Origin of the sequence: Serratia sp. CY33802 (genome assembly GCF_052169095.1) — a bacterium.
Taxonomy (GTDB): domain Bacteria; phylum Pseudomonadota; class Gammaproteobacteria; order Enterobacterales; family Enterobacteriaceae; genus Serratia; species Serratia bockelmannii.
This window is the reverse complement of sequence record NZ_JBJNLL010000002.1, coordinates 18728-42995: the sequence shown is the minus strand read 5'-3', so window position 1 is coordinate 42995 and position 24268 is coordinate 18728. Positions and strand designations below refer to the sequence as shown.

Annotated in this window: 27 protein-coding genes; 12 read left to right on the top strand and 15 right to left on the bottom strand. The window is 59.5% G+C overall.

Annotated elements, in window-relative coordinates; genetic code table 11:
• Window positions 1-3: 3 nt before the first annotated feature.
• Window positions 4-240, bottom strand: coding sequence for a DUF1656 domain-containing protein (locus ACJ8HA_RS06675; protein ID WP_004931303.1), 237 nt, complete (start codon window positions 238-240; stop codon window positions 4-6).
• Window positions 241-420: 180 nt separating this feature from the next.
• Here ACJ8HA_RS06675 and slyA point away from each other — a divergent pair, with 180 nt between their 5' ends.
• Entirely contained in the window at window positions 421-852 is a 432-nt protein-coding gene (slyA, locus tag ACJ8HA_RS06670; RefSeq protein ID WP_004931301.1) for a transcriptional regulator SlyA, read from the top strand.
• Window positions 853-944: 92 nt separating this feature from the next.
• Here the strand turns inward: slyA and ACJ8HA_RS06665 are convergent, their stop codons facing one another.
• Entirely contained in the window at window positions 945-1409 is a 465-nt protein-coding gene (locus ACJ8HA_RS06665; protein WP_025159710.1) for a glycine zipper 2TM domain-containing protein, read from the bottom strand.
• Window positions 1410-1760: 351 nt separating this feature from the next.
• On the opposite strand from ACJ8HA_RS06665, the gene anmK reads away from it, so the two are divergent.
• The 5 genes from anmK to pdxY all read left to right on the top strand — a co-directional run bounded on the left by anmK (window position 1761) and on the right by pdxY (window position 6330).
• Window positions 1761-2882 carry an anhydro-N-acetylmuramic acid kinase gene (gene anmK / locus ACJ8HA_RS06660; protein ID WP_049204297.1) on the top strand — a complete coding sequence of 374 codons (1122 nt, stop codon included), beginning with the start codon at window positions 1761-1763 and terminating at the stop codon, window positions 2880-2882.
• A 45-nt stretch (window positions 2883-2927) separates the two neighbouring features.
• Window positions 2928-3230, top strand: a complete 303-nt coding sequence (locus tag ACJ8HA_RS06655; protein WP_043141183.1) for an MliC family protein — start codon at window positions 2928-2930, stop codon at window positions 3228-3230.
• An 88-nt stretch (window positions 3231-3318) separates the two neighbouring features.
• Window positions 3319-3972, top strand: a complete 654-nt coding sequence (pdxH, locus tag ACJ8HA_RS06650) for a pyridoxamine 5'-phosphate oxidase (protein ID WP_025302668.1) — start codon at window positions 3319-3321, stop codon at window positions 3970-3972.
• A 138-nt stretch (window positions 3973-4110) separates the two neighbouring features.
• Window positions 4111-5385: a tyrosine--tRNA ligase gene (gene tyrS / locus ACJ8HA_RS06645; protein WP_043141190.1), complete on the top strand. Its 1275-nt coding sequence runs from the start codon at window positions 4111-4113 to the stop codon at window positions 5383-5385.
• Window positions 5386-5469: 84 nt separating this feature from the next.
• Window positions 5470-6330 carry a pyridoxal kinase PdxY gene (pdxY, locus tag ACJ8HA_RS06640; protein ID WP_049209382.1) on the top strand — a complete coding sequence of 287 codons (861 nt, stop codon included), beginning with the start codon at window positions 5470-5472 and terminating at the stop codon, window positions 6328-6330.
• Window positions 6331-6369: 39 nt separating this feature from the next.
• Here pdxY and gstA read toward each other — a convergent pair whose 3' ends face one another.
• From gstA to ACJ8HA_RS06620, 4 genes are all read right to left on the bottom strand, one after another.
• Window positions 6370-6975 carry a glutathione transferase GstA gene (gstA, locus tag ACJ8HA_RS06635; RefSeq protein ID WP_025302671.1) on the bottom strand — a complete coding sequence of 202 codons (606 nt, stop codon included), beginning with the start codon at window positions 6973-6975 and terminating at the stop codon, window positions 6370-6372.
• 92 nt (window positions 6976-7067) lie between these two features.
• Window positions 7068-7952 carry a 4-hydroxy-tetrahydrodipicolinate synthase gene (dapA, locus tag ACJ8HA_RS06630; RefSeq protein WP_025302672.1) on the bottom strand — a complete coding sequence of 295 codons (885 nt, stop codon included), beginning with the start codon at window positions 7950-7952 and terminating at the stop codon, window positions 7068-7070.
• 360 nt (window positions 7953-8312) lie between these two features.
• A complete protein-coding gene (locus ACJ8HA_RS06625; RefSeq protein ID WP_004938373.1) occupies window positions 8313-8576 on the bottom strand; it encodes a DUF3811 domain-containing protein in 264 nt (87 codons plus the stop codon).
• Between the two features lie 95 nt (window positions 8577-8671).
• Window positions 8672-9367 (bottom strand): HD domain-containing protein, encoded by a 696-nt coding sequence (locus ACJ8HA_RS06620; protein ID WP_212637253.1) that lies wholly within the window; start codon window positions 9365-9367, stop codon window positions 8672-8674.
• A 202-nt stretch (window positions 9368-9569) separates the two neighbouring features.
• On the opposite strand from ACJ8HA_RS06620, the gene ACJ8HA_RS06615 reads away from it, so the two are divergent.
• Window positions 9570-9962, top strand: a complete 393-nt coding sequence (locus ACJ8HA_RS06615) for a nuclear transport factor 2 family protein (RefSeq protein ID WP_004938379.1) — start codon at window positions 9570-9572, stop codon at window positions 9960-9962.
• On the opposite strand, the gene ACJ8HA_RS06610 is transcribed toward ACJ8HA_RS06615, so the two are convergent.
• On the bottom strand, window positions 9959-10228 hold the full coding sequence (locus ACJ8HA_RS06610) for a hypothetical protein (protein WP_004938382.1): 270 nt from the start codon (window positions 10226-10228) through the stop codon (window positions 9959-9961). The two genes, ACJ8HA_RS06615 and ACJ8HA_RS06610, sit on opposite strands and share 4 nt — an antisense overlap.
• A gap of 276 nt (window positions 10229-10504) precedes the next feature.
• Between ACJ8HA_RS06610 and ACJ8HA_RS06605 the strand changes: the two genes are divergently transcribed.
• A complete protein-coding gene (locus ACJ8HA_RS06605) occupies window positions 10505-10885 on the top strand; it encodes a nuclear transport factor 2 family protein (protein ID WP_025302674.1) in 381 nt (126 codons plus the stop codon).
• Between the two features lie 712 nt (window positions 10886-11597).
• Here the strand turns inward: ACJ8HA_RS06605 and ACJ8HA_RS06600 are convergent.
• Window positions 11598-11978: a RidA family protein gene (locus ACJ8HA_RS06600; RefSeq protein ID WP_025302675.1), complete on the bottom strand. Its 381-nt coding sequence runs from the start codon at window positions 11976-11978 to the stop codon at window positions 11598-11600.
• 182 nt (window positions 11979-12160) lie between these two features.
• On the opposite strand from ACJ8HA_RS06600, the gene ACJ8HA_RS06595 reads away from it, so the two are divergent.
• Window positions 12161-13015 carry an aminoglycoside phosphotransferase family protein gene (locus tag ACJ8HA_RS06595; protein WP_025302676.1) on the top strand — a complete coding sequence of 285 codons (855 nt, stop codon included), beginning with the start codon at window positions 12161-12163 and terminating at the stop codon, window positions 13013-13015.
• Here the strand turns inward: ACJ8HA_RS06595 and ACJ8HA_RS06590 are convergent.
• Both ACJ8HA_RS06590 and ACJ8HA_RS06585 read right to left on the bottom strand, forming a co-directional pair.
• Complete coding sequence (locus ACJ8HA_RS06590; protein ID WP_033652588.1) at window positions 12980-13483, bottom strand: cupin domain-containing protein; 504 nt, start codon at window positions 13481-13483, stop codon at window positions 12980-12982. The genes ACJ8HA_RS06595 and ACJ8HA_RS06590 overlap by 36 nt on opposite strands.
• 100 nt (window positions 13484-13583) lie before the next feature.
• Window positions 13584-14771, bottom strand: a complete 1188-nt coding sequence (locus tag ACJ8HA_RS06585) for a benzoate/H(+) symporter BenE family transporter (RefSeq protein ID WP_025302678.1) — start codon at window positions 14769-14771, stop codon at window positions 13584-13586.
• A gap of 115 nt (window positions 14772-14886) precedes the next feature.
• On the opposite strand from ACJ8HA_RS06585, the gene ACJ8HA_RS06580 reads away from it, so the two are divergent.
• The gene (locus ACJ8HA_RS06580; RefSeq protein WP_025302679.1) at window positions 14887-15450 is read left to right on the top strand and encodes a helix-turn-helix domain-containing protein; all 564 of its coding nucleotides are present in this window, start codon (window positions 14887-14889) and stop codon (window positions 15448-15450) included.
• Window positions 15451-15644: 194 nt separating this feature from the next.
• The gene (locus ACJ8HA_RS06575) at window positions 15645-17738 is read left to right on the top strand and encodes a prolyl oligopeptidase family serine peptidase (protein WP_060447237.1); all 2094 of its coding nucleotides are present in this window, start codon (window positions 15645-15647) and stop codon (window positions 17736-17738) included.
• Window positions 17739-17814: 76 nt separating this feature from the next.
• Here ACJ8HA_RS06575 and dtpA read toward each other — a convergent pair whose 3' ends face one another.
• The 5 genes from dtpA to rsxD form a co-directional block, all read right to left on the bottom strand.
• Complete coding sequence (gene dtpA / locus ACJ8HA_RS06570; protein WP_049209389.1) at window positions 17815-19329, bottom strand: dipeptide/tripeptide permease DtpA; 1515 nt, start codon at window positions 19327-19329, stop codon at window positions 17815-17817.
• Window positions 19330-19933: 604 nt separating this feature from the next.
• The gene (gene nth / locus ACJ8HA_RS06565) at window positions 19934-20575 is read right to left on the bottom strand and encodes an endonuclease III (RefSeq protein ID WP_442515269.1); all 642 of its coding nucleotides are present in this window, start codon (window positions 20573-20575) and stop codon (window positions 19934-19936) included.
• Window positions 20575-21273, bottom strand: a complete 699-nt coding sequence (locus tag ACJ8HA_RS06560; protein ID WP_025302682.1) for an electron transport complex subunit E — start codon at window positions 21271-21273, stop codon at window positions 20575-20577. The genes nth and ACJ8HA_RS06560 overlap by 1 nt, the downstream gene beginning before the upstream one ends.
• On the bottom strand, window positions 21270-21899 hold the full coding sequence (gene rsxG / locus ACJ8HA_RS06555; RefSeq protein ID WP_049204302.1) for an electron transport complex subunit RsxG: 630 nt from the start codon (window positions 21897-21899) through the stop codon (window positions 21270-21272). The genes ACJ8HA_RS06560 and rsxG overlap by 4 nt, the downstream gene beginning before the upstream one ends.
• A gap of 9 nt (window positions 21900-21908) precedes the next feature.
• The gene (gene rsxD, locus ACJ8HA_RS06550; protein ID WP_025302684.1) at window positions 21909-22994 is read right to left on the bottom strand and encodes an electron transport complex subunit RsxD; all 1086 of its coding nucleotides are present in this window, start codon (window positions 22992-22994) and stop codon (window positions 21909-21911) included.
• Between the two features lie 366 nt (window positions 22995-23360).
• Between rsxD and ACJ8HA_RS06545 the strand changes: the two genes are divergently transcribed.
• Entirely contained in the window at window positions 23361-24254 is an 894-nt protein-coding gene (locus ACJ8HA_RS06545) for a helix-turn-helix domain-containing protein (RefSeq protein ID WP_025302685.1), read from the top strand.
• Window positions 24255-24268 lie beyond the last annotated feature (14 nt).

The following is a 24268-nucleotide window of genomic DNA, read 5'->3' as shown; positions in this document are numbered from 1 at the left end:
GGGTTACCAACTCGCTAAAATCCATAAGGAACCGCTGACGGTCAGAACAAAAATGGACAGGTCCATCAACATGGGATGCCAGATTTCACCGGAATACATCCAGTCTCTCAGCAGCTGATGAATCAGCAGCCATAAGACCAGTCCTAGTAAAAAAGCTTTAAATATAGGTGGAAAATAAAGCGATGCCCCCAGGACCAAATCGGGTAAGGGGGATGAGGTGTGTAACCATGATGTATTCACATTAACAATCCCTAAGGGTGAATATGTTGAATATTTGCATAACGATTAAACAATAGCGGCTAAAAATAGTGGTTATTTCCACAATATACATTATATACATTTGTGTTTTTAATGTGAGTTACCCAAAATAGTCTAAGCTCTGGGAGGTAATGTTAGCATGCTAATTATAAGGAGGGGTAAGTGGAGTCAACATTAGGTTCAGATTTAGCACGATTGGTTCGTGTTTGGCGAGCGCTCATCGATCACCGGCTCAAGCCGTTGGAGCTGACCCAAACGCATTGGGTTACGTTGCACAATATCAATCGCTTGCCGCCGGAGCAGTCGCAAATCCAGCTGGCCAAGGCGATCGGTATCGAGCAACCGTCACTGGTTCGCACGCTGGACCAACTGGAGGAGAAGGGGCTTATCACGCGTCACACCTGTGCCAACGATCGCCGCGCGAAGCGCATCAAGTTGACCGAAGCGGCCGATCCGATCATCAGAGAAGTCGATAGTGTGATCACGTCTACGCGCAGTGAGATTTTAAGCGGCATTACCGCCGACGAAGTGCATCTGTTGGTAGGGCTGATTGGCAAGTTAGAACAAAATATCACCGAACTGCAGAACAAATAATAATATTCTTATTTTCTACGATTACAGTTTCACAGCATCAGAAATAAAACCGGAGGCGATTGCCTCCGGTTTGCCGTGTGCCGCCGGCTGACTTACAGCGGAGAGACGGTGATGGTGTCGCCCATGCGCGCCATGCGCACGCGCTGGCCCGGGCTGAACTTGGTGTCGCCCGCTTTCTGCACCACGACGATGTTCTCTTTCTGGTCGGTTTTGATTTCCAGCTCGTAGCCTGAGGTACGGCCGGCCACTTCACCGATGCTGTTGCCTGCTGCGCCGCCGGCGATAGCGCCCGCCGCGGTAGCCAGCGTACGACCGGTACCGCCGCCAACGGTGTTACCCAACAGCCCGCCAATCACTGCGCCGCCGATCATCCCCAAGGCGTTGGAACCTTCCCCGCCCTGAATTTTCACCGGACGCACGGAAACCAGCGTCCCGTAGGTGACGTTCTGCACCTGTTTGGCCTGCGAGGACGAGTAGACATCGCCGGACATGGATTCATTGGCACACCCAGCCAACGTAACGGCGGCGACGGCAACGACGAGAAGACGCTTGATCATATAAAACTCCTGATGGTAGTAGTCCATAACCTGGCAATGCTCACCAGGCAAGATTCAGTGAAAATGATAGACAAAGTATGGCTGAAAGTTGATACAGCGCCATGCCTCATCGCTGCACGCAGCTTAACTTTTCTCTGTTCAACCAATAATAAACCGCGGTTTACCTTTATGACAGCCTCACCGACATTCCGTTGCCGGTTAACGCACGGTTTAACACATGAAATGTGCCACCGCGGCGCACCTGGCTCACGGCCTGTAAAAAAAGCATCATAATTCATGGCGTTAATCCGGCAATTCTGGTTTATTTGTCAGGATGAAATTTGCTTACCGCGCGGGTTAGAGGATGTTGCTATGAAGTCAGGCCGCTATATAGGCGTCATGTCCGGCACCAGTCTGGACGGAATCGATGTGGTATTGGCCGCGATCGACGATCGCATGGTGGCGCAGCAGGCCAGCTATAGCCATCCGATGCCGATCGCGCTGAAAAAAGAGATCCTGGGGATGTGCCAGGGGCAGCAGACCACGCTGGCCGCCGTCGGCCGATTGGACGCACGGCTGGGCACGCTGTTTGGCGAGGCGGTGCTTGGCCTGCTGAAGCAAACCGGCATCGACGCCGAGCAGATCACCGCCATCGGTTGCCACGGCCAGACGGTGTGGCACGAACCGGAAGGCGACGCGCGTTTCTCGATGCAGCTCGGCGACAACAATCGCATCGCCGCGCTGACCAATATCACCACCGTCGGCGATTTCCGCCGGCGCGATATGGCCTACGGCGGGCAGGGCGCGCCGCTGGTGCCTGCGTTTCATCAGGCGCTGCTGGGGCATCCCGTCGAGCGGCGTATGGTGCTGAACGTCGGCGGCATTGCCAACCTTTCTCTGCTGTTGCCCGGTGCGCCGGTGCGCGGTTTCGATACCGGGCCGGGCAATATGCTGATGGATGCCTGGGTCTGGCGTCACCGTGCGCAACCTTACGATCAGGACGGCGGCTGGGCGATGCAGGGGCGAGTCTGCTTGCCGCTGTTGCAGCAAATGCTGGCGGATCCTTACTTTGCGCTACCGGCGCCGAAAAGCACCGGCCGCGAGTATTTCAATATCGCCTGGCTGGAGCGGCAGCTGGCCGGATTGCCGGCGATCGCGCCGGTCGACGTGCAGGCCACGCTGACAGAGCTGACCGCCGTCAGCATCAGCGAACAGGTACAACTGGCCGGCGGGTGCGAGCGCCTGCTGGTCTGCGGTGGCGGAGCGCGCAACACGCTGCTGATGGCGCGCCTGTCTGCGCTGTTGCCGGGCACGGAGGTCGGGCTGACCGACGATTGCGGCGTCAGCGGAGACGACATGGAGGCGCTGGCCTTTGCCTGGCTGGCGTTTCGCACGCTGTCCGGCCAGGCCGGCAACCTGCCTTCGGTCACCGGCGCCAGCCGTGAAACGGTGCTGGGTGGGATTTATCCGGTTTTGCCGTTGAGGGGCCGTTAGCTCTGTTAGGATAACCTGTGAAGGATTTCTCTAAGGAGCAACAGCATGAAAAAAGTCATTTTCGTCGCCGGCGCGCTGGCGTTGTCCGGCTGCAGCTACATCCTGCCGCAGAGCAGCCAGACGATGCACTACCAGTGCGGCACTACGCCGCTGACGGTGGGGCTCGACGGCAAGGCGAGCGAAGTCAGCCTGCTGATGGACGGCGAGCAACTGCATCTTAAGCAGGTGCTGGCGCTGACCGGTGCCAAATACAGCGACGGTAAATACACTTTTTGGTCGAAAGATCGTAACGCCTATCTTGAGCGCAACGGCAAGGTAGTCATGAGCGACTGCGTGTTGACGGAGTGACGGTCACGGCGGCGTCGGAGCGATTGAGTTCCTGACGCCGCAGGCGCAGAATGTAACGACGGATTTTTTCAGTTGGTCGATAAACCAGATGATTGAAAAGAATGAGTTTGATGTTGCGGACCTGCGCCGTGAATATACCCGAGGCGGCCTGCGCCGCAACGATCTGACCGCCAACCCGCTCGAACTGTTCGAGCGCTGGTTGAAACAGGCCTGCGACGCGCGCCTGGCCGATCCTACCGCCATGTGCGTCGCCACCGTCGACGAACACGGCCAGCCGTATCAGCGCATCGTGCTGCTCAAGCATTTCGATGAGCAGGGGCTGGTGTTCTACACCAACCTCGGCAGCCGCAAGGCACAGCAGCTGGCGCAAAACCCGCATATCAGCCTGCTGTTCCCCTGGCACATGCTCGACCGTCAGGTGATTTTCCTGGGGCAGGTGGAGCGCCTGTCGACCCTCGACGTGCTGAAGTACTTCAACAGCCGGCCGAAGGACAGCCAGATCGGCGCCTGGGTGTCGCAGCAGTCGTCGCGCATTTCCGCGCGCGGCGTGCTGGAAAGCAAATTCCTCGAGTTGAAGCAAAAGTTCCAGCAGGGCGAAGTGCCGTTGCCGAGTTTCTGGGGCGGATTCCGCGTGAAATTTGACTCCGTCGAGTTCTGGCAAGGCGGCGCCCATCGCCTGCATGACCGTTTCCTGTATCAGCGGGACGGGAATGACTGGAAAATTGACCGACTGGCACCTTGAAGACGTAAAATCCCCTCTAAGCGCTGGTGCTGACGCCGCCGGCGCTTTATTCTATGCGCTACCCTGAATTTTTATTTCGCCACTGGGCGAAAGGCCGTGTACCGGCAAAGGTGCATTCGTTTATACATGGAGTCATTGATGGCAAGCAGCAACTTGATTAAACAACTGCAAGAGCGGGGCCTCGTTGCCCAGGTTACGGATGAGGAAGCGTTAGCGGAGCGACTGGCGCAAGGGCCAATTGCACTGTATTGCGGTTTCGATCCGACCGCTGACAGCTTGCATTTGGGCCATCTGGTTCCTCTGTTGTGCCTGAAGCGCTTCCAGCTGGCCGGCCACAAGCCGGTTGCGTTGGTGGGCGGCGCCACCGGCCTCATCGGCGATCCGAGCTTCAAAGCGGCGGAGCGCAAGCTGAACACCACCGATACGGTGAACGAGTGGGTCGAGAAGATCCGCAAACAGGTTTCCCCGTTCCTCGATTTCGACTGCGGCAGCAACAGTGCCATCGCGGCCAACAACTACGACTGGTTCGGCGGCATGAACGTGCTGACCTTCCTGCGTGACATCGGCAAGCACTTCTCCGTCAACCAGATGATCAACAAGGAAGCGGTCAAGCAGCGCCTGAATCGCGACGACTCCGGCATCTCCTTCACCGAGTTCTCCTATAACCTGCTGCAGGGCTACGATTTCTCCGAGCTGTACAACCGCCACCAGGTGGAGCTGCAGATCGGTGGTTCCGACCAGTGGGGCAACATCACCTCGGGTATCGATCTAACGCGTCGTCAGCACCAGAAGCAGGTGTTCGGCCTGACCGTGCCGTTGATCACCAAAGCAGACGGCACCAAGTTCGGTAAAACCGAAGGCGGCGCGGTCTGGCTGGCGCCGGAAAAAACCAGCCCGTACAAGTTCTACCAGTTCTGGATCAACACCGCCGACGCCGACGTTTACCGCTTCCTGAAATTCTTCACCTTCATGAGCCTGGAAGACATCAACGCGCTGGAAGAAGAAGACAAAAACAGCGGCAAGGCGCCGCGCGCCCAGTACGTGCTGGCGGAGGAAGTGACCGGCATGGTGCACGGTGCGGAAGGCCTGGCGGCCGCCAAGCGCATCACCCAGAGCCTGTTCTCCGGTGCGCTGCATGACATGACCGAAGCGGACTTCGCCCAGCTGGCGCAGGACGGTATGCCGACCATCAAACTGGATGGCGACGCCGATCTGCAGCAGGCGTTGGTGAATGCCGAACTGGTGCCGTCACGCGGCCAGGCGCGCACCATGATCGGCTCCAACGCGGTGACCATCAACGGTGAGAAACAGTCCGATGCCGAATACCGCTTCAGCGATTCAGATCGTCTGTTCGGCCGCTACACGCTGCTGCGTCGCGGCAAGAAACACTACTGCCTGGTGGATTGGCAGTAAGCGAATAATGACGGTAAGGGGCCCTGGCGGCCCCTTTATTTTTGCGCAGCCGCCCGGCTGCCGTATTCCGAACGAGTTCTGTCGATGAAAAACATTCTTTCTATCCAGTCGCACGTGGTGTTTGGTCACGCCGGCAACAGTGCGGCTGAGTTTCCGATGCGCCGCATGGGCGTCAACGTCTGGCCGCTGAACACGGTGCAGTTCTCCAACCATACGCAATACGGCCAGTGGACCGGCTGCGTCATGCCGGCCAGCCACCTGACTGAGATCGCGCAGGGTATCGCCAATATCGATCAACTGAAGCGCTGTGATGCGGTGCTGAGCGGTTATATCGGTTCGCCGGAGCAGGGTGACCATATTCTGGAGATCGTGCGTCAGGTTAAGCAGGCGAACCCGAACGCCTGGTATTTTTGCGATCCGGTGATGGGGCATCCGGAAAAAGGTTGTATCGTGGCGCCGGGCGTGGCCGAGTTTCACTGCCGCCAGGCGTTGCCGTGCAGCGACATGGTGGCGCCGAACCTGCTGGAGCTGGAAATGCTGAGCCAGATGGCCGTCGCCGACGTGGCTGATGCGGTGCAGGCCGCCCGCGTGCTGATTGCCAAAGGGCCGCGGCTGGTGCTGGTCAAGCACCTGGCCCGCGCCGGCTATCACGCCGACTGTTTCGAAATGCTGCTGGTGACGGCGGACGAGGCCTGGCACATCAGCCGGCCGCTGGTGGACTTCGGCGCGCGTCAGCCGGTCGGCGTCGGCGATTTGACCAGCGGTCTGCTGCTGGTGGATCTGCTGAAGGGCGAGGCGCTGGATAAAGCGCTGGAGCACGTGACCGCCGCCGTGTATGAGGTGATGCTGACGACTCAGGAGATGGGGGAATACGAGCTGCAGGTAGTGGCGGCGCAGGATCGGATCGTGCAGCCGCGCAGCGAATTCAAAGCGGTAAAACTGTAAGTGCAACGGGCCCCGGCGATAGCCACCGGGGCCGAGTGTTTACTTCAATCCTTCGGCGTTCAGCGCCGCATCTACCGCCGGGCGCGCCGCAACGCGATCGAACCAGGCCGCCAGATGGGCGTGCTTGCGCACGTCAAACTGCAGGGCGAATGCCCAGCGCAGCACGGTGAACAGGTAGGCGTCAGCCACGCTGAAACGGCTCCCCAACAGGAAGTGCTGCTTCGCCAGCACCGAATCCAGATAGCTGAACTGCTGCTCCAGCCTGGCGCGCGCGATGGTTTTGTATTCCTCGGGCGTCTTCGGGTTGAACAGCGGGCTGAACCCTTTGTGCAGTTCGGTGGCGATGTAGTTCAGCCATTCGATCGCGTGGTAGCGCGACAGGGTGCCCGCCGCCGGGATCAGGTTGCGGTCAGGCACGCGGTCCGCCAGGTATTGTACGATCGCCACGCCTTCGGTCAGCAGGCTGCCATCGTCCAGCAGCAGCGCCGGGACCTGTCCCTTGGGATTGATGGCGAGGTAATCGGCGCCGCTCTCGGTTTTCTTCTGCGCCAGATCGACCTTCTCCGCCGTAAAATCCAGCCCTGCCTCGCGCAGCACGATATGCGGGGACAGCGAACAGGCGCCGGCTTTATAGAACAGTTTCATCGGAAGCTCCTTGTTGATGACGAATGACGGGCATGCTTAACCTCTCATCGTAGTCCCATAGCGCCAAAATTACAGCGGCTTAGCTTACAAATTTAACCGATGAGCGCCTCGGCTGTCTGCAACTGCGCCAGCGTTGCGGCGATCTGCTGTTGCAGCGCCTGCGGCGCCACCTGCATGGGCGAACGTAACTCATTGGCGATCAGCCCCTGTTGGGCCAGTACCGTCTTGACCGGCGCCGGATTCGGGAAGCTGAACATCTGGTGGATCATCGGCAGCAGCTCATAGAAGTTGCTGCGCGCAGCGGCCAGATCGCCGGTGGCGACTTGCTGTACCAGCTGGACGAAACGTTCCGGGTGAACATGCGCGGCGGCGGAAATGGCACCGGTGCCGCCGAGGCACAGCGTGGTGAGGATCAGATTGTCTTCCCCGGTCATCACATCGATTTCGCCGTCGGCGATCAGCGCCATGGTAGCGTCAGGGTTGCCGCCGCAGTCCTTGATGGCGGTGATGCGCGGGTGACGTGCGAGCCGGCGCAGCGTGGCCAGCTCCATGGCGATGCCGGTGCGCTGCGGAATATTGTACAGGATCACCGGCACGGTGGAGGCGTCGGCCAACTGGGTGAAATAGTCGATCAGGCCGCATTGCGAAGGGCGGATGTAGTAAGGCGCCGGGATCAGCACGCCGGCGATGTCGCGCAGCTGAATGGCCTGCTGCATCTGCAGCGTGGCGGCCATGTTATTGCCGGAAAGGCCCATCACCACCTGATGGGCGGGCGCCACCTCCAGCACGGCGTCGAGCACCGCCAGCTGTTCTTCCTTGCTCAGCGCGGCGGCTTCACCGGTAGAGCCGCAGACCACCAGGCCGTCGATGCCGGCGTCGAGCAGGTGCCGCGCCAGGCGTTTAACCGCCGGCAGATCGACGGCATCTTGATTGAAAGGGGTAACCATCGCCACCCAAATACCCGAAAATGAGGCCATAAAATATTCCTTCTGTGTGACCGACAGAGAAGCCAGATGAGAAAATTGAAGGCGGGGCGTTGCAGGCCATCCAGTCAGCTCATCTGACCGGACAGCGCGCCCCGGTCAAATGAGCGTCTGTTTCTTCGATTTAACCGCCGCCAAACCGCCAACGGACAACGCAGGTGTCATCAGAATATCAGCGTTGCGTGGGTAGGCCATGGCAGTCTCGTGAAAAGGGGAAGTGGGGTGATAATGAATATTCTTCATCAGGCTGTCAATTTACAACAGATTGATAACATTGTTATTCATGATTCATCAGCAGGGATGAGTTTGGCTAATAAATAAAATCCCCGCCGCGGCGGGGAGGGTTTGACTGGCTCAGCGCGGCGGGCGGGAGCCGATAGTGGCAGACCAACTGAAGGTGTCGCCGCTTGGCCGGTAGCGGTTGGCTTTGCGTTCTGCACGCTCTGCCTTGGCGAGCTTTGCTCTGGCGGCCATGATGCGCGCCACCACTTCATCCTTGACCTTGTGCTGTTCGGCGTTGGTCAGCGGCCGGCCGTGGCTTTTACGCGCTTTGTCCAGCTCGGTTTTGACTTCCCGTTGCTCGCTTTCCGTCATCTCTTTCAACGTCAACTTTTTCATCTGTGCCGCCCGTTCGGTGAAGTTGGCTTTCAGTTTAACGGTGTTATGTGACCGAAAATGTTATGGGCATAACGAAAATGCCCCGTAGGCCGGCATTACACCTCTTCCAGCAGATCATCGACAAAACGCCGCATGCGTTCGGTGCGAAGCTTGGCCATGTGCCGCCCGGCGGCAGTCTGGAAGCCGTCTTGCAGTTTGAACAGCTTGGTTTCGAAGTGATCCAGGCTGAAACGTTTGTCGTCGTATTGGCGATGTTCGGCCCGCGGGTCGGCGGCGTCGTACAGCGCACTGCGCATGCGGCCGCCGATATAGAAGCAGCGCGCCACGCCAATCAGGCCAATGGCGTCGAGACGATCGGCGTCCTGCAGGATCTTTGCCTCCAGCGTTTGCGGGGGGATGCCAGCGGAAAAACTGTGCGCTTCAATGGCGTGGGCTACCGCCGCGATGTCCGCCGGCGCCCATTCCAGCCGGGTCAGCGTCAGCGTGGCTTGCTCCGCCGCCATGCGCGAGGCCAGATGGCGCTGCGGCGAGTTTTTTTCCACCGCCACGGCGTCATGCAGCAGCACCGCCGCGCAGAGAATGCGCCGGTCGCCGCCTTCCAGCTTGCTGATGTGGCGGCAGTTCTTCCAGACTCGATGCAGGTGCGCCACGTCATGCGAACCGTCGTCCGACTCGAGGGTGAGCGGCAACAGCGTTTGCGCCAGCGTTTGGTAGGGGGAAAACGGTTGTAACAACTCTTGCGTCAGCGAGGGTAAAGACACGTTCAGCTCCTGTTGGGGAAAATCGGTCAATCAGCATAGCCGTGTCGGATGCCGGGAAAATGACAGAAAAATGGCTATTGTTTACTAAAGTGCAACCCACTATTGTCATAACTGCGGTTTTTGCAGCGAAACAAGCAACCTAGAATAGCCGCATTCCGCCGTCTCCGCTTGGTGAGAGCCTGTGTCCGCGGGGATGGCCGGAATATCCTCATCAGCCATTTGGAGAAGAGACATGCCAACCCCTCTTGAAATAGTGCGCGCAACCTATGAAGGCAGCTCCGAAGAAAACGGCCGCAATCTGCTGGCGGCGCTGGCCCCCGATGCAGAGTGGACCGAAGCCGCGGGTTTCCCTTACGCCGGTACCTATATCGGCCCGGAGAACATCATCAAGAACGTGCATCAGCGCCTGGGCAGCGAATGGCAAGGTTACCGCGCCGACGTCGATCACTTTTACGATGCCGGCGACAACGTGATCGCTCAGGGTTTTTATCACGGCACTTACCGGGCCACCGGCAAATCCTTCAGCGCCTCCTTTGCGCATATTTATACGCTTCGCGCCGGAAAAATCGTGAAGTTCGTGCAGATCGTCGACAGCGCTAAAGTGCTGGAAGCAATGCAGCCTTAATCGCCGCTGCGCTTGCCGAATTTGCGGTCGAACTCGCGCCGGTAACCCCGGGCCTTGTTGCGATCGCGGATCCACAAATAGCCGCACACCAGCGCAACCGCTCCCGAGAAGGTGACGTTGCGCATATCCCGGTCATACCAAAACACCAACAGCGCATCTAGCGCAGCAATCAGCGCGATCCATTTGTACATATGGGATTGGCGCCGCGTGGCGGCGTTGAGTCGTTTTAACTGTCTGGCTTCGTCCAACACCGGTTTTTGCTGCATAGCGTTTCGTTATCATCAGGCTGTTCACGCTAAATTAGCAGAATTTCCCTAACCGCCGCAAAGATTAACGCGTGGCGTTATGCGGTTTTCACCGCCCCTGGCGCGGCGCAGAAAATTTATGCGCGGGCGCTTGAATTACCCATCGGGCGTGATAGGTTATTTATTCGCTATTTTTGGTTTTTTATTCAAAACTCGCCGTGTCATCAAGCTGCAGCACTGGGCGGTTAACGTGATGGGTTCGACGTATGCGGCGGTTAACTTCGGCAGGAGGATGTGATGAACGATAAAACGGCACGCCCGCAGGATGTGGTTCAACAACAGCTTGACGCCTATAACGCCCGCGACATCGAGGCCTTTATGGCCTGCTGGGCGGACGACGCGCAGTATTACGAGCATCCCGACACGCTGCTGGCCAGCGGCAAGGCGGCGATCCGTGAACGGCATCTTGTGCGTTTCCAGGAGCCGAGTCTGTATGGCGAACGGATAAAACGCATGGCGGTGGGGAATATGGTGGTCGATCAGGAAGTGGTGACGCGCAACTTCCCGCAGGGGCGCGGCAAAATGGATGTCATCGCCATTTACGAAGTGGAACAGGGGCAGATCGCCAAAGCCTGGTTCAAGATCGGCCCCTGCATGCCGGATGAAGGTGCGCTCTAGCCGCAATGCCGCTCACTTAAGCCTGAGTGGCATTTTTCTTATCCAGCCTCTGGGCGTTCTGTGCAGGGGAATTGCCGTCAATGTTCCGCATTTCTTTGTGGCCAACATGAACGGCAATTGTAGGGGCCGATGGCGCGGCCCCTACACCCGCGCCTTTGCTTAACACCGCCTGTCCGCTGCGCGGATACCCTCGCCGTGTCTGCATTGTCGGGCGGGTCGGCTGCGACAAACGTCCCTGTTAGTCTCGCCTCAACCGGCCTTCCCTGGCCGGTTGCCCCTGACAACGCCGCCTTGCTCGGCAGCCGGTGATGCGCGTTAAAGGTCAACACCCGAGCTGGCAGCTACCGGGAAATCTGCCGCTGATGAGGTTATGGCAGAGAAGTTGGAGATGAGCGCGGTGTTGGGCGCCCTTGAAGACGCCGAACGCAGGCATAGCGCATTAGGAGAAACCGCCATGGACGGCGGTTTTAGGTGAGACAGGCAGGGACGCCTGTCGCAACCGGCCTCAATGTGCTATGGCGGAGAGAGGGCAGTTGGCAAAGCCAACCGTCTGATAGGGCAAAGGCGCGGGTTGCCAGGGGCCGCGCCTTCGGCCCCTGGCTCGGTCGAGGTGCGTGAGCCACATGAGGCATCTCACTTTTATCGACCGAAAATGTCACGAACGCCTGCAGAAAAACGCTTAACTGAATCAGCATTGTGCTCTAGCCGCGCATTATTGCAACGCCATCACCGCCTCTATCTCTACGCACACCTGCGGTGAGAACAACGCGCTGACCGCCATCAGTGAACAGGCCGGCAGCGCGCCGTCGAAATAGTCAAACAGCACCGGGCGCACGCCCGCCAGATCGGCGATGTCGGTCAGGAACACGCTGATTTTAATCAAGGCCTTGAGATTCACGCCTTCGCTGGCGGCGATGGTCGCCAATTGCTCGAGGATCTCCTGCGTCTGTTCCGGCGCGTTCAAGCCTTGCGCGTCGGTGGCGAAGGCCGTCAAGCCCGACACATACAGGCGATCGCCGTGGCGCACCGCATGCACATAGGGGCCGCCCGGCGTAGGCAACTGCGGATAATTCGTGCGTTTTAATGATGTCATGATCAAACCCCGCGCAAGACCGGTTAATAAAATCGACAAACTTGGTTAGGATACTGAGGAAACGGCGGCCAGACGCCGCACACCGATGATATATGAGCGTATCATCCCTCTTTATTTTATACGTCGTCTCTCACCCGAATGTGACAGTGCGGCGCAGATCGGCCACAAGGACGCATGAGACGATGAACCCGCTTTTTACTCCCTACCTGCAACGCTGGCAACTGGAACAGGACGGTAAAGCCTTCGAAACCCACAGCAGCCTGCTGATGCCGGTGCGTTACCGGGGCGAGGCCGCCATGCTGAAGATCGCCCGCGAGCAGGAGGAGCGCTTCGGCGGCCAGCTGATGTGCTGGTGGCGCGGGGAAGGCGCCGCGCAGGTGTTGGCGTGGCACGAAGACGGCATTCTGCTGGAGCGCGCACAGGGCGAAAGCTCGTTGGCGCAGCTGGTGCGTGATGGCGACGATGAGCAGGCCACGGCGATCCTGTGCCGGGCGATCGCCGCCTTGCATGCGCCGCGCGCGGCACCGCTGCCCGAATTGATCCCGTTGCAAGAGTGGTTCAGCTCGCTGTGGCCGGCGGCGCAGGCGCACGGCGGCATGCTGCGTCTCAGCGCCACGACGGCGGCGGAATTGCTGAGTAGCCCGCGAGATGAAAGCGTGCTGCACGGTGATATCCACCATGACAACGTGCTGGACTTCGGCGAACGCGGCTGGCTGGCGATCGATCCCAAGCGTTTGTACGGCGAACGGGGCTTCGATTACGCCAATATCTTCTGTAATCCCAACTACGGCATCGCCACCGATCCGGCCATTTTCCAGCGGCGCGTGGAACAGGTCTGTCGCTTGGCCGGGCTGGAACGCCGGCGCTTGCTGCAATGGATCCTGGCCTGGGCGGGGCTCTCCGCCGCCTGGTTTATGGAAGACGGGCAGGCGGCGGATATCGACTTCCGCGTGGCCGAGCTGGCGGCGCGCGCGTTGGATCTCCCGTTGCCGGCCGGCGATTCAGGGTTCATCCTGCCAGTAATCGAGCGAGGCTGAAGGGCGTTGCAGATAACGCACCTGTTCGCCGTCATTGCCGCGCGCCATCGCCTGGTATTTGCCTGAGTCCGGATACATCACCACTTCCGGCTGTTCGCGCGTGCTGACGGACAGGTACTTCAGCGGCGCATCGGAGGTGTTGATGATCTGGTGCGGGTATTCCGGGCCAGGCGGAATGAAAATGACATCCCCGCTGACGATCGGCAGCATTTCTCCGGCCACGCGCAGCGTACCGCTGCCTTCCAAAATGATGAACATTTCCTCCTGAGCATAGTGAAAATGGTAGGGGCAGGAGCGCATGCCCGGCGCCACACAATCGAAGGAGGCGCCCAGCTTGTCGGCGGCGGTGCCGGTGCCGAGACGAGCGCCGACGCTGTCATACAGCGGCGGCCGCCGGTCATGCTTCATCTCTACCTGTTCGACATTGCGTATCAGGCGCTGGGCCAACAGCGCGGCTTTCTCGGTCATAAGCTTCCTTGGTGACGGCGTCACTTATTAGGTGAATTGACATTCAGACGACAGAGAAAGTGAAGGCGCCACGGCGTCGCTTGTCAATGTAGACCGCCCGTTACGCCTCGGAGGCTCGCCGCGGCAGCGACAGCAGCAGATGGGCGATAGCTCCGCCGACAATGCCCCAGAAGGCCGAACCGATGCCGAGCAGCGTGACGCCGGAGGCGGTGATGAGGAAGGCGATCAGCGCCGCGTCGCGCTGTTTTTCATCATGCAGCGCGCGTTGCAGGCTGCCGCCGATGGTGCCGAGCAACGCCAGCCCGGCAATGGTGTGGATCAAGGCGACCGGCAACGCGCTGAACAACAGGCCGATGGCGCCGCCGAACAACCCGGCCAGCAGATAGAAGCCGCCGGCGGCCACCGCGCCCATATAGCGCCGCTGTGGATCGGGATGCACGTCCGGCCCCATGCAAATGGCGGCGGTAATGGCGGCGATGCACACCGAGAAACCGCCGAATGGCGCCAGCAGCAGCGCGGTTAGCGCCGTCCAGGCGATCAGCGGTGAGGTGGGGACGCGGTAGCCTGCCGCCTGCAGCGTGGCGATGCCGGGGGCGTTTTGCGAAGCCATGGTGACCACGAAGAAGGGCACGCCGATGCCGAGCAGCGTCGGCCAATTGAAATGCGGCGCGATAAATTCCGGCATGGCGAACGCCGGCGCCTGCTGCGTCAGCTGGATATTGCCCTGCAGCGCGGCGATCGCCAGCCCAACCGCCAGCGTCAGCACGATGGCGTAGCGCGGTTGATAACGGCGGCTGAGCAGATAGGCCAGCCCCATGCCGGCGCTGAGGGGAAAATTGAGCTGCAGCGAAGCGAAGGCGTCCAGACCGAAACGCAGCAAGATCCCCGCCAGCATCGCCGCAGAAATCGCCTGCGGGATGTAGTCCATCAGGCGGGCGAACAGCCCGGTGACGCCGCACAGCAGGATCAGACCGGAAGCGAAGATAAACACCCCGATCGCCTCATTGATCGGCGTGCCGGGCAGGCTGGTGACCAGCAGCGCCGCTCCGGGCGTCGACCAGGCGGTGAGGATCGGGGTGCGGTAGTAAAGCGAGAGTCCGAGCGAGGTGACACCCATCGCGATCCCCAGTGCGCTCAGCCAGCCGCCGATCTGCGCCGGCGTGGCGCCTGCGGCGGCGGCGGCCTGGAAAATGATCGCGGCAGAGCTGGTGTAACCCACCAGAACGGCGACAAAACCGGCCATGATGGCGGGCAGGGTCAGATGGCGCAGGGAGAGGGCTGGGCGCATGAGGAGCTCCAATCGGTAATTGTGCGTTATAACGCACGACAAGAAATCAGCATAGCACCGTGCGCTATAGCGCACAAGCGGGTATAATCGGGCACGATACGCAGAGGAGAACAGGATGCAGGAACTTGCCGGCCATTTGGCGCACACCCTTCGCACGCTGCGCACACAGCGCGGCTGGAGCCTGACGCAGGCGGCGGAATACACCGGCGTCAGCAAAGCGATGCTCGGGCAGATTGAACGCGGTGAATCCAGCCCGACGGTGGCGACGCTGTGGAAGATCGCCACCGGCTTCAACGTGGCGTTCTCCGCCTTTCTTGAGGCGTCGCCCGCTCAGCAACAGGCGACGCTGCACCGCTACGGTGAACTGCCGGTGTACGATCAGGACAATGCTGATATGCGCGTGGTGCCGCTGTTTCCCTACGACCGCCAGCTGGGTTTCGATATGTTCGTCATCGATCTCGCACCGGGCGCGCTCAGCGAATCGTCGCCCCATGAGCCGGGCGTGATCGAGCATGTGATCGTGATCAGCGGCCGACTAGAATTGGCGATCGACGGCGAATGGCACAGCCTGGCGGCCGGCGAAGCGATGCGCTTTCAGGCCGATCGGCCGCACGCCTACCGCAACGCCAGTTCACAAACGGTGCGCATCCACGATCTGATCCACTATCCTCAATCCTGACTCAACGCGGTGGCCGCGGGCTTTGACTCCGCGCCGCCAAACGCCTACCTTGTTGAAAATGACTCTTATTTCACAGGCTGTCGCCCATGACGGGGCGGCGTTGCAGCCGACTCAAAAGGAGCTTGATTTTGCCGGTCACCAATCGACGTCAGTTCATTAAACTCAGTGCGCAAACCGCAGGAGCCGTATTCGCGATGACTTCATTACCTAACAGTATCCGCCTGGCGATGGCGGCGGAGGGCGGCGCGGCCGCCGGCGATGACTTCCTGTGGCTGGAGGAGCTGCAGGGTAAAAAAGCGCTGCAATGGGTGCAGCAGGAAAATCAGCGCACCGTGGCGCGTTTCGGCCAGGGCGAAGACTTTCAGCGCATTGAGCGCGAAGTCCTGGATATCCTTAATAAAGACACCCAAATCCCGTGGGTGAGCAAACGCGGCGAGTACTATTACAACTTCTGGCAGGATCGGGCCAACCCGCGCGGCCTGCTGCGGCGCACCACGCTGGACGAGTACCGCAAGGCCAAACCGGCCTGGGAGACGGTGCTGGATATCGATGCGTTGGGCAAAGCGGAGGGCAAGGATTGGGTCTATCAGGGCTCGCAACCGCTGGCGCCGGAATACCGTTATTGCCTGATGCAGCTGTCGCCGGACGGCGGTGACGCCACCGAGATCCGCGAATTCGATCTGGTGGCCAAACGCTTCGTCAAAGACGGTTTTAATGTACCGGTGGCGAAAAGTCGGGTCTCCTGGGTCGATCGGGATACGCTGTTCATCGCCACCGATTTCGGCCCCGGCTCGATGACCCAGTCCGGCTACGCGCGCATCGCCAAGCGCTGGCGGCGCGGCACGCCGCTGAGCGCCGCCGAAACGCTGTACGAAGCGCAGCCCGAGGACATGGCGGTCTTCGCCTATCACGACCGCACGCCGGGTTTTGAGCGCGATTTCGTCGGCCGCAGCCTGGACTTCTACCGCCGCGACTATTTCTTGCTGATGCAGGACGGCCGGCAGAAAAAAATCGACATCCCGGCCGACGCCGAGCTGGATACGCATCGGGAATGGCTGCTGATCAAACCGAGCAGCGACTGGGAGGTGGGCGGCAAGCGCTATCCGTCCGGCGCGCTGCTGGCGGCCAACTTCGATGACTATCTGGCGGGTAAGCGCGAGCTGCAACTGCTGTTTACCCCAACGGCGGAGCAGGCGCTGAGCGGCTACAGCGGCACCCGCGATCATCTGATCCTCAGTATCATGGATAACGTGGTCAACCGTCTGGAAGTGCTGACGCCGCAGGGCGGCAGCTGGCAACGTCGTCCGCTGGGCAACCCCGGCGCCATCAGCACCCTTTCCGCCGGCGGCATCGACGAAGAGAGTAACGCCTATTTCCTGACGGTCAGCGGATTCCTGCAACCGACCTCGCTGTATATGGGCAACCTCGATGGCGGTGAGGCGACGCTGCTGAAACAGGCGCCGCAGGATTTTGACGCGTCAGGCTACCAAGTGAGCCAGCATTTTGCGCGTTCCAAGGACGGCACCCGCGTGCCGTATTTCCAGATTGCCGCCAAAGATCTCAAACCGGACGGCAGCACGCCGACGCTGCTGTATGGCTACGGCGGGTTTGAAGTGCCGCTGCTGCCGGGCTATCTCGGCGGCAAGGCGCCGGCCTGGCTGGAACGCGGTGGGGTATACGTGGTGGCCAACATCCGCGGCGGCGGCGAATACGGCCCGGCCTGGCATCAGGCGGCGCTCAAGCAGAACCGCCATCGCGCCTACGAGGATTTCGCCGCCGTGGCCGAAGATCTCATCGCACGCAAGGTGACCTCGGCACCGCATCTGGGCGCGCGCGGCGGCAGCAACGGCGGCCTGTTAGTGGGCAATATGCTGACGTTGTATCCGCAGCTGTTCGGCTGCATCGTTTGCGAAGTGCCGCTGCTGGACATGCAGCGCTATACGCAGCTTTCTGCCGGCGCGTCGTGGATCGCCGAATACGGTGACCCGAGCAAGCCGGAGGAGTGGGCCTACATCAAGACCTTCTCGCCGTACCACAACATTCAGACGCAGACGGCCTATCCGCCGGTGTTGTTCTATACCGCGACCAGCGACGATCGGGTCAACCCGGCCCACGCGCGCAAAATGGCGGCGCGCATGCAGGCGATGGGGTATCAGCAGGCTTATTTCTATGAAAATACCGAAGGCGGGCACAGCGCCGCCGCCGACAAGCAACAGGCGGCATTCCACAGCGCACTGGTAAGCGAATTCATGTGGGCTAACCTGAGCGATAAACCCAAATCAGCGTAAACCCGTTTATTGCGGGCATAAAAAAACACCGGGGCGTTAACCTCGGTGTTTTTATTTACGCCCAATCTGCCGACGATCAGTGAGCCGCGGTGGCTTCCTGCGCTTTCTGATTGGCGTCTTCGGTGGTATCCAGCGTCATGCGGTACAGTTTCGGCGCGGTCAGCATCATCAGGATAGCAATGACGGCGGTGACGATGCCGATTTGCATAAACACATGGCTGTAGATGGCCAGCGAAGCGTGCGCGTCGTTGATGTCGCTTGGGACGGCGGTCAGACCGGCAACCTTACCGGCGATCAGCGCGGCGGCGGCGGTGGTCAGGAACCAGGAACCCATGATGAAGCCCATCAGACGCTGCGGCACCAGCTGTGCCACCATCGCCAGACCCAGGCCGGAAATCATCAGCTCACCGATGCTCTGCAGCGCGTAGCTCAGGATCAGCCAGTTGACCGACACAATGCCCTGTTCGTTGGCGAAGCTGGCGCCCCATGGCAGCACCAGGAAGGCGCAGGAGCACAGGATCATACCGAAAGCGAACTTGTGCGGCATCGGCAGGCGATCGCCCATTTTGTTATACAGCGCGGCCAGAATCGGGCTGGCGAGCATGATCCAGAACGGGTTCAGCGCCTGGTACTGCTCCGGCTCGAAGGCAACGCCAAAGATGCTGTGTTCCACGTTGTGGATGGCGAAGAAGTTCAGCGAGGTTGGCATCTGGCTGTACAGCACGAAGAACACCACCGCTTCCAGCATCAACAGGAAGGCGACGATCATCTTGCGGCGTGCGGCGCCGTGCAGGGCGAAGGTTTCCTTGGCGAACACCAGCACGATGCCGGCGGAAACGAGGGCCAGCGCCCAGCGCGCGATCACCTGGTTGTGCAGCAGCCAGCTGGACACGGCGATCAACGCCACGATGCCGACCAGTACCATCAGCAGTTTCGGCAGATGCAGCGGCTTGAAGTCAGGCTTGGAGCCGTTTTCCTTCACCCACTTGTGGCACATCATAAAGTTGACCAGGGTGATCAGCATGCCGACCACGCTCAGGGAGAACGCCACGCTCCAGCCGTATTTCGCTGCCAGCCACGGGGTGGCCAGCATGGAGAAGAAGGAACCGATGTTCACCGACATGTAGTACATGGTGAAGGCGCCGTCGAGACGCGGATCGTCTTTCTCATAGCAGGTGGACAGCAGGGAGGACGGGTTAGCCTTGAACAGGCCGCTGCCCACGGCGATGGTCGCCATACCCATGTAGACCCAGAAGATGTCGTGGCCGGAGTAGGCCACCATGGCGTAACCGGCGGCCAGCACCAGTGCGCCGAGCACGATCACGCGTTTGGCACCCAGCACCTTGTCGCCCAGCCAGCCGCCGATGGCGACGAAGCCGTATACCAGGGCGCTGAAGGAAGAGAACAGGGTGATGGAGTCGGCTTCGCTCATGCCGAGCATCTTGACCAGATAAACCGCCATGATGCCCTGCAGGCCGTAATAGCCGAAACGCTCCCACAGTTCGATCGAGAAGATCAGATAGAACGCTTTCGGTTGTTTGAACGCGTTAAGGCTAACGCTCTCCGGGTGTTGGTTGTTTGCTGTTGACACTGGTACCTCTGTTTTTTCGCAGCCCGTCTTTGGAGGACGGGAAAGTACAAAAGTTGATGCGGAACGGCATCCTTTTGCGTTGTTATAGGATGGGGACGGCGGTTAATGTTCACTATCTTTGTCAACGTGGCAAGCAGTTTGTCATATTCGGTTACATTTAACGCTCGCAGGATTATGCTGCGATGTTGCAAATGTTATGCAGTATTAACTTTCGGGTTTTAATGATTTGCCGATTTTTTGTTTTGATTAAAAGCTATACGGATTTTAAACAGGGATATATTCTGCTGAATTGCTATTTTTTAGCGCATCAGTGTATGTGTGGTTATTAATCCATTGGAATGTTGTGCATATGACGCATTTTGTAAAATTATAGAAATTTAAGAAAACGGGGCTGGCATTTGTGAACGCCTTGTGATCCTGAAAGCGTGACGTTCACCGCAATTTTCGACTAATTTTTCGCTTGAAAATAACACGGCACTGAGTTTTTCACTGAAAACCGTGATAACACCGGGGTTACTGCTGCGCGATATCACATTTCCGATAAAAAAGAGGCGCTGGCGGGGAGAGATGAAGCGACGGGTGCGGTTTGCCGCACCCAACAGGCTCAGGATTCCGGATAAACCTTTTCTTTATACTCGCACAGGTCTTCGATAATGCAGGAACCGCAGCGCGGTTTGCGCGCGATGCAGGTGTAGCGCCCGTGCAGGATCAGCCAGTGGTGGCAATCGACCTTGAATTCGGCGGGCACCACCTTCAACAGCTTCTCTTCCACCTGATCGACGTTCTTGCCCGGCGCGAAGTGGGTGCGATTACACACCCGGAAGATATGGGTGTCGACGGCGATGGTCGCCCAGCCGAAGGCCGTGTTGAGCACCACGTTGGCGGTCTTGCGGCCGACGCCCGGCAGTGTTTCCAGCGCGGCGCGATCCTCCGGTACTTCGCCGCCGTGCAGCTCCAGCAGCATGCGGCAGGTCTTGATCACGTTTTCGGCCTTGCTGTTGAACAGACCGATGGTCTTGATGTACTCCTTGACGCCATCAACCCCCAGCGCCAGCATGGCGGCGGGGGTGTTGGCGACCGGGTACAGCTTGGCGGTCGCCTTGTTGACGCTTACGTCGGTGGCCTGCGCAGACAGCAGCACCGCAATCAGCAGTTCAAATGGCGTGGTGTACACCAGCTCGGTGGTCGGGTGCGGGTTGTTGTCGCGCAGCCGGGTCAGAATTTCCAGTCGCTTCTGCTTGTTCATCAGGCCTTCTCAGCACGTCCTTGTTCCAACAGCGGTTCCACTGCCACGGCGCGGGCTTTGCGCGCCTTCATTCTCTCGTCGATCAGATATTTGACCGCCAGCAGCAGCCCCAGGCCGATAAAGGCACCCGGCGGCAGCATCGCCAGCAGGAACGGGCTGTCGAAGTGCACCACTTCGATGCGCAGCGACTTGGCCCAACTGCCCAGCAGTAGGTCGGCACCGTCGAACAGCGTGCCGTTGCCCAGCAGTTCGCGCATCGAGCCCAGCGTCACCATCACGCCAGTAGCGCCGAGACCGATAGCCATGCCGTCCAGCGCCGAGAGGCCGACCGGTTTCTTGGCGGCCACCGCTTCGGCGCGGCCCACCACGATGCAGTTGGTCACGATCAACGGAATAAAAATGCCGAGCGACTGATACAGCCCGAAGGCATAGGCGTTGATCAGCATCTGCACGATGCTCACCACCGCGGCGATGATCATCACGTAGATAGGAATACGCACCTCGCTCGGTACCCAGCGGCGCACCGCGGAGATGGAGGCGTTGGTCAACGTCAGCACCAGCGTGGTGGCCAGCCCCAGGCCCAGCGCGTTGGTGACGGTGGACGTCACCGCCAGCAACGGACACATGCCCAGCAGCTGCACCAGGGCGGAGTTATTTTTCCACAACCCCTGGACGATCAATTCTTTGGCTTCACTCATTCGCTGGCTCCACACGCAGGTAAGCTTTCAAGTTTAGGCGGCAGCGTTTCCATATACAACGCCGTGCGCCGCACCGCATTGACCACCGCACGCGGGGTGATGGTCGCGCCGGTGAACTGGTCGAACATACCGCCGTCTTTCTTCACCGCCCAGCGCTTATCGTCAGGGCCTTCGATTTTCTTGCCGCTGAAGAAAGAAATCCAGTCGGAAATGCGTAGTTCAATTTTGTCACCCAGCCCCGGGGTTTCGTGGTGCTCAATCACCCGGGTGCCGAGCACCGTGCCGTTGAAATCGGCGCCGACCAGCAGCTTGATGGCGCCGGAGTAACCGTCCGGCGCGGTGGTTTCCAGCGCAGCGGCGGTTGGCTGCCCGTTTTTGCGCGCCAGGTATAAACGGTGCGGCGCGCCGTCGCCGAGCGCCGGGTTGCTGACCAGGAAGCACTCGTTCTGCATGATGTTGTCGTAGTTTTCTGGCGGTACCACCTGATCGAGCAGTGCTTTTTGCTGCAGTGCCGCCTGATGGGCGATGGTGGTTTTCGTCAGGGCGTAGACCACGGCGGTCAGGCCAGTGGTGACCGCCGCAAACACCGCCAGCGTGGTGCCGTGCTTTCTCATGGAATTCAGCATGGCGGCTCCTTAGCGATGGCCGTACACGCGCGGCTGCGTGTAGTGGTCGATTAACGGGACGGTGATGTTGGCGAGTAGCACGGCGAAGGCCACGCCGTCAGGGTAGCCGCCATAGACGCGGATCAGCCACACCAGCACGCCGATCAGCGCGCCGTAGATTAAACGGCCCTTCGGTGTAGTGGAGGCGCTGACCGGGTCGGTGGCGATGAAGAACGCGCCCAGCATGCTGGCGCCGGAAAACAGGTGGATCAGCGGCGAAGCCTGATGCGCCGGATCGAGCCACCAGGCCAGACCGGAACAGAAAGCGATGGCGGCCAACATGCTGAACGGGATCTGCCAATGGATCAGGCGGCGCGCCAGCATAAACAGACCACCGGCCAAGAAGCCGAGGTTGACCCACTGCCAGCCGATGCCAGCCAGGGCGCCGCCGAACAGCGGCTGCTGCAACACCTGTTCCACGCTGTGGCCGCTGCGCAGGCCGGTTTTGAAGCCATCGAGCGGCGTGGCCTGGCTGATGCCGTCCACGCCCATCTGCAGTTCATGCAGCGTCGCGCCTTGCGAAGTATGGCCGCTGAAAATGGCCAGCAGTGTGTCGTGGAACGGTAGCGCGGTGGCGCGCAGCTCATCCGGCGGCAGCCAACTGGTCATCTGCACCGGGAAGGAGATCAGCAGCACCACGTAACCGACCATCGCCGGGTTGAACGGGTTCTGCCCAAGGCCGCCGTACAGCTGCTTGGCGATGACGATGGCGAAGAACGTACCGATGACGATCATCCACCAGGGTGCCAGCGGCGGCAGGCTGATGCCGAGCAGCAGCGCGGTCAGCAGGGCGGAGTTATCCGCCAGCCGGCTGCGCACCGGCAGCTTGCGCAGTTTTAGGATCGCGCCTTCCGCCGCCAGCGCGACGATCGCCGCCAGCGCCACCTGGATCAACACGCCGTAGCCGAAAAACCAAATCTGCGCCGCGATGCCGGGAATGCACGCCAACATCACCCACAGCATAATGCGGCTGGTGCTTTGCTGGTTGTGGGTGAACGGCGAGCTGGCGATGTGTAAGCCTTTGGCGGCTGTGGGTGATACCGGCCTGAACTTCATAGAGTAACGATACCTTCTGCGCCGCGCCTGCGGCAGTTTCGATGCGCCGAATTGCGGGCGCGGCAAAAAATAATAGCCGAGCATTCTACCTGATTCGATGCGAGGGTAATACGCCTTAATGGTAGGGGTATTCGGCTTTCCGCACATCTGGCGATCGGGACGGCGCGATTTGATTTTTTTTTGGCCGGTAAATGGGCTAACGTGAGGAATTGTCAGTGGAACTTGTGCCGCCATCGACCGCGGAAAATGGGTTAAGCGTCTGAATGAGATATCATTTTTCTCCAGATTTCCGCACAAAATAACAACTTTCACATAATCCGTGTAGGTTACTATCGCGAACATTATTGAGTCAGTGAATCCATAATAATGACAAATGAAGACATTTTTTTTATTGAAGAGCTAATTGAGTGGGTGGAGATACATCTGGAGAAACGGCCAAACCTGGATGAAGTCGCGCGTATTTCGGGCTATTCCAAGTGGCATCTGCAGCGTAAATTCAAGCGTATTACCGGCATTCAACTCGCCACCTATATCCGTTCGCGCATCCTGACGCGCGCCGCGGTGGCGCTGCGCATTACTCGCCGCTCCATCATCGACATTTCCGATGAGCTGGGCTTCGATTCACAGCAGACCTTCACCCGCATGTTCAAGCAGCGCTTCGGCACCACGCCCAATCGCTACCGCTCGATGGCGCACTGGGACGTGAAAAACCTGATGCCGCGCTTTAACTTCGAAGCCAGCTACGGTGCCGGTTATTATCCGGAAGTGAAGCGGTTGACGCTGCCCGACATGCAGTTGGTCGGCTTCACGCGCCGGTTGGATTTCGCCTCCGAACAGGAGCTGGAATATTCTTCCTGCATGGCGATGAAGGACGAGATTTTCAACGACTTCTTCAAGGGGTTGCACGTTGACTGTCGGCGAATTTACAGCATTTATTCTCCTCATGCCGGGGAGGGCGACGAGCTCTCGTCCACGTTGGTGATGGCGGTCGATCCTGAACACAAAAAGGATATTCTTTCCAACCATCAGATCGACACCTTCCATCTGCCGAGCCGCGAGTTTATCTCCATCAACCATAAGGGCACGGCGAAAGAGTGTCTGCAGTTTTTCGGCTACCTGATGTCGCATGTGATGCCGGGGCTGAAGGATGAGGTGCGCGGCAGTATGGAAATGGAGATCATTCAAACCAAAGAGTGGAATCCGGAATCCAAACTGCGCCAGATTGAAGTGGATTACACCTACCTGATTTCTATCGATTAAACGGCGCCGGGCTG

Bases quoted from the DNA above. Each gene is read 5' to 3' on its own strand.
- rsxD (WP_025302684.1), bottom strand. From the start codon at position 22,994: ATGAAGTTCAGGCCGGTATCACCCACAGCCGCCAAAGGCTTACACATC.
- ACJ8HA_RS06615 (WP_004938379.1), top strand. From the start codon at position 9,570: ATGCCAACCCCTCTTGAAATAGTGCGCGCAACCTATGAAGGCAGCTCC.
- ACJ8HA_RS06665 (WP_025159710.1), bottom strand. From the start codon at position 1,409: ATGATCAAGCGTCTTCTCGTCGTTGCCGTCGCCGCCGTTACGTTGGCT.
- ACJ8HA_RS06605 (WP_025302674.1), top strand. From the start codon at position 10,505: ATGAACGATAAAACGGCACGCCCGCAGGATGTGGTTCAACAACAGCTT.
- ACJ8HA_RS06600 (WP_025302675.1), bottom strand. From the start codon at position 11,978: ATGACATCATTAAAACGCACGAATTATCCGCAGTTGCCTACGCCGGGC.
- ACJ8HA_RS06575 (WP_060447237.1), top strand. From the start codon at position 15,645: ATGACTTCATTACCTAACAGTATCCGCCTGGCGATGGCGGCGGAGGGC.
- dapA (WP_025302672.1), bottom strand. From the start codon at position 7,952: ATGGCCTCATTTTCGGGTATTTGGGTGGCGATGGTTACCCCTTTCAAT.
- ACJ8HA_RS06595 (WP_025302676.1), top strand. From the start codon at position 12,161: ATGAACCCGCTTTTTACTCCCTACCTGCAACGCTGGCAACTGGAACAG.
- nth (WP_442515269.1), bottom strand. From the start codon at position 20,575: ATGAACAAGCAGAAGCGACTGGAAATTCTGACCCGGCTGCGCGACAAC.
- rsxG (WP_049204302.1), bottom strand. From the start codon at position 21,899: ATGCTGAATTCCATGAGAAAGCACGGCACCACGCTGGCGGTGTTTGCG.
- ACJ8HA_RS06590 (WP_033652588.1), bottom strand. From the start codon at position 13,483: ATGACCGAGAAAGCCGCGCTGTTGGCCCAGCGCCTGATACGCAATGTC.
- ACJ8HA_RS06545 (WP_025302685.1), top strand. From the start codon at position 23,361: ATGACAAATGAAGACATTTTTTTTATTGAAGAGCTAATTGAGTGGGTG.
- ACJ8HA_RS06560 (WP_025302682.1), bottom strand. From the start codon at position 21,273: ATGAGTGAAGCCAAAGAATTGATCGTCCAGGGGTTGTGGAAAAATAAC.
- ACJ8HA_RS06655 (WP_043141183.1), top strand. From the start codon at position 2,928: ATGAAAAAAGTCATTTTCGTCGCCGGCGCGCTGGCGTTGTCCGGCTGC.
- tyrS (WP_043141190.1), top strand. From the start codon at position 4,111: ATGGCAAGCAGCAACTTGATTAAACAACTGCAAGAGCGGGGCCTCGTT.
- gstA (WP_025302671.1), bottom strand. From the start codon at position 6,975: ATGAAACTGTTCTATAAAGCCGGCGCCTGTTCGCTGTCCCCGCATATC.
- ACJ8HA_RS06580 (WP_025302679.1), top strand. From the start codon at position 14,887: ATGCAGGAACTTGCCGGCCATTTGGCGCACACCCTTCGCACGCTGCGC.
- pdxY (WP_049209382.1), top strand. From the start codon at position 5,470: ATGAAAAACATTCTTTCTATCCAGTCGCACGTGGTGTTTGGTCACGCC.
- ACJ8HA_RS06585 (WP_025302678.1), bottom strand. From the start codon at position 14,771: ATGCGCCCAGCCCTCTCCCTGCGCCATCTGACCCTGCCCGCCATCATG.
- anmK (WP_049204297.1), top strand. From the start codon at position 1,761: ATGAAGTCAGGCCGCTATATAGGCGTCATGTCCGGCACCAGTCTGGAC.
- ACJ8HA_RS06610 (WP_004938382.1), bottom strand. From the start codon at position 10,228: ATGCAGCAAAAACCGGTGTTGGACGAAGCCAGACAGTTAAAACGACTC.
- ACJ8HA_RS06625 (WP_004938373.1), bottom strand. From the start codon at position 8,576: ATGAAAAAGTTGACGTTGAAAGAGATGACGGAAAGCGAGCAACGGGAA.
- pdxH (WP_025302668.1), top strand. From the start codon at position 3,319: ATGATTGAAAAGAATGAGTTTGATGTTGCGGACCTGCGCCGTGAATAT.